Raw genomic sequence first — 2803 nt, 5'->3', positions numbered from 1 at the left:
GAGCCAGCCCCCGCACCGCGCACCGCACACCCGCTGAGCAGCACCCCCACTTGGCTGAGTTCCGCCCTGCACACCGCCGACCCGCGGGTTAGCTTGATCGTGTTTTCCGATCATCAGGGTTAGGGGCGGAACATGCCTGATGGCGCCAACGCCATCCTCGTCAGAAGGCGAAGACGCGAACAGTCGGCCGGGCCACGCACCACCCGCATGGCGCGCGGCAACCGGCCGCTCGCCGCCCTGGCCGTCGTCTTCACCCTCGCGCAGCTCGCCCTCGTGCGGCCCGTCCTGGGCCTGGGCTGGGACGAGATCGTCTACGTCAGCCAGGTCACCTCGCACCACCCCGCGGCCTTCTTCAGCGCACCCCGCTCCCGCGGCGTCTCGCTGCTGGTCGCGCCCGTCGCGTCCTGGTCGTCGTCCGTCCCGCTGCTGCGCGTCTACCTCGCCCTGCTGTCCGGCATCGCCCTCTACCTGGCCCTGCGCTGCTGGCGGGGCCTGTTCCCGACCCGCGTCCTGGTCGTCGGCGGGGCCCTCTTCGCGTCCCTGTGGGTGACGCTCTTCTACGGTCCGCAGGCCATGCCCAACTACTGGGTCGCGATCGGCGCCCTGATCAGCGTCGGCTGCTTCCTGCGAGCCCGGGCGCAGGGGCACTCCCCGGTGGTCCTGTGGGGTCTCGCGGCGGGCGCCGCGCTCATGGCGTGGATGCGTCCCACCGACGCGGCCTACGTGGCCGTGCCGCTGCTCGTCCTCGCCCTCGTGCATCGCCACTGGCGACTGCTGCTCGTGCTCGCGGCAGGACTGGCGGCCGGTGCCGTGCCCTGGGTGATCGAGGCCTACGCCGGCTTCGGCGGGCTGGGCGAGCGGCTGGCGGAGGCCTCCCGGATCCAGGGCGGTCTCGGCTGGCAGATCGCCGTCGACGACCAGTTGCGCAGCCTGGGCGGACGCGCCCTGTGCCGGCCGTGCACCGGGCCGATGCCCACCCCCCTGGTCACCCTCTGGTGGTTCGCCCTGCCCGTCCTGGCCGGCCTCGGGCTGGTCGTCGCGGCACGGGCCGGGCGCCTGGGACGGACCCTGGTCCCGCTGGCCTGCGCCGTCACGGTCGCGCTGCCGTACCTCTTCATGATCGGCTACGCGGCGCCGCGCTTCCTCCAGCCCGCCTACGCGCTGCTCGCGATCCCGGTCGCCGACGCCTTGTGGCACCTGGTCAGAACCCCGGGCGGGACCTGGCGCCCGGTGGCCGCGGCGCTCGTCCCGCTCTGTCTGGCCGGGCACCTCGCGGCGCAACTCGCCGTGCTGCACGGCGCGGTGTCCCGCAACACCGAGAGTCGCCGCGACTGGGACCGCACCGCCGACGTCCTGCACCGTCTCGGTGTTCGCCCGCCCTGTCTGCTCACCGGTCACGAGGCCATCCCCGTCGGCTACTACACCGGTTGCTCCTCCGGGGCGACGTCCGGGAACAACGAGAACATCACCGTGACCGGCATCCTGCGCACCGCGGACCGTCTCCCGGTCGCCCACCTCGCACCGGCCGGCGGCACCCCGCCCGGCTACGCCCGCTCCTGGCCCGTCCACCGGATCTCGGACCTGGACGTCCGTGTCGCACCGGGCTCCTGATGCCGCAGGCAACGTTTCCCGTCCGTCCGGCTCAGGTAGGAGTCGGTTGACGGTCACGATCGAGGGGGGAACGGCATGGCTGCGAGCGACCACGAAGGCAGGCTGGGGGAGGAGTTCTTCACTCCGGGCTCCTCGTCCTTCACGGACTTCCTGGCGGCCCACCGCCCCGAACTGCTGAGCACCCGGCGCGTCCTTCCGGACGGTGTCCGGGCCGAGGGCGCCCCGCACGGCACGACCGTGCTGGCCCTCACCTACCGGGACGGCGTGCTGATCGCGGGCGACCGGCGGGCGACGATGGGCAACCTGATCGCCCAGCGCGACCTGGAGAAGGTGCACCCCGCCGACGACCACTGCGCGGTCGCCTTCGCGGGCACGGTCGGGCTCGCGGTGGACATGGTGAAGCTGTACCAGGTCGAGCTGGCGCACTTCGAGAAGATCGAGGGCATCCCCATGACTCTCGCCGCGAAGGCCACCCGGCTTGCCACCATGATCCGGAACAACCTGGGCCAGGCCATGCAGGGCCTCGCCGTCGTCCCGCTGCTGGCCGGCTACGACCCCGCGGCTCCCGAGGGCGCACGGGGCCGCATCTTCTCCTTCGACGTCGCCGGCGGCCGCTACGAGAAGTTCGGCTTCCACGCCGAGGGCTCCGGGTCGCCGTACGCCCGGGGCGCGTTGAAGAAGCTGTACCGACCGGGCATGTCCCGCCGCGAGGCGGCCCTGGCCGCCCTGCAGGCGCTGTACGACGCGGCGGACGACGACTCCGCGACGGGCGGCCCCGACCTCACCCGCCGCATCTACCCGATCGTCTCCGTCATCAGCGAGGACGGCTTCGAGCGGCTGGCCGAGGGGGAGACGGAGGAGCTCAGCCGCGAGATGGTCGAGCAGCGGCACACCCGGCCGGACGGACCGAACGCGAGGGTGTGACCCCCGACCACGAAGGCCCGAACGCGGGGGTGACACCCGGCCGGAAGGCCCGCACGAGGGGGTGACACCCGGCCGGAAGGCCCGCACGAGGGGGTGACACTCGGCCGGACGGCCCGTCGGCGGAGTTTTCGGTTCCATGGACAAGATCTGTCACCAGCTTTACTGCACATGACTTGCAGGTACTGGAGTATGGCGCAAGGCTGTCTGCCGCAGCCGTTCATCCGACAGAAAGACCTTCCCCCGATGACGGCCGCCCCCGAGTCCACTC

General features: G+C 72.3%; 2 protein-coding genes. Both read left to right on the top strand.

The features are described from left to right. The first annotated feature begins 132 nt into the window (after positions 1-132). Complete coding sequence (locus C1J00_RS41570) at positions 133-1611, top strand: hypothetical protein (protein ID WP_102913998.1); 1479 nt, start codon at positions 133-135, stop codon at positions 1609-1611. A 75-nt stretch (positions 1612-1686) separates the two neighbouring features. Then, positions 1687-2535: a proteasome subunit beta gene (prcB, locus tag C1J00_RS41565; protein ID WP_102913997.1), complete on the top strand. Its 849-nt coding sequence runs from the start codon at positions 1687-1689 to the stop codon at positions 2533-2535. Positions 2536-2803: the final 268 nt, after the last annotated feature.

Source organism: Streptomyces cahuitamycinicus (genome assembly GCF_002891435.1).
In the GTDB taxonomy this organism is placed as follows: domain Bacteria; phylum Actinomycetota; class Actinomycetes; order Streptomycetales; family Streptomycetaceae; genus Streptomyces; species Streptomyces cahuitamycinicus.
Note: the sequence above shows the minus strand (reverse complement) of the source record. Positions and strands in the feature narration are given on the sequence as shown.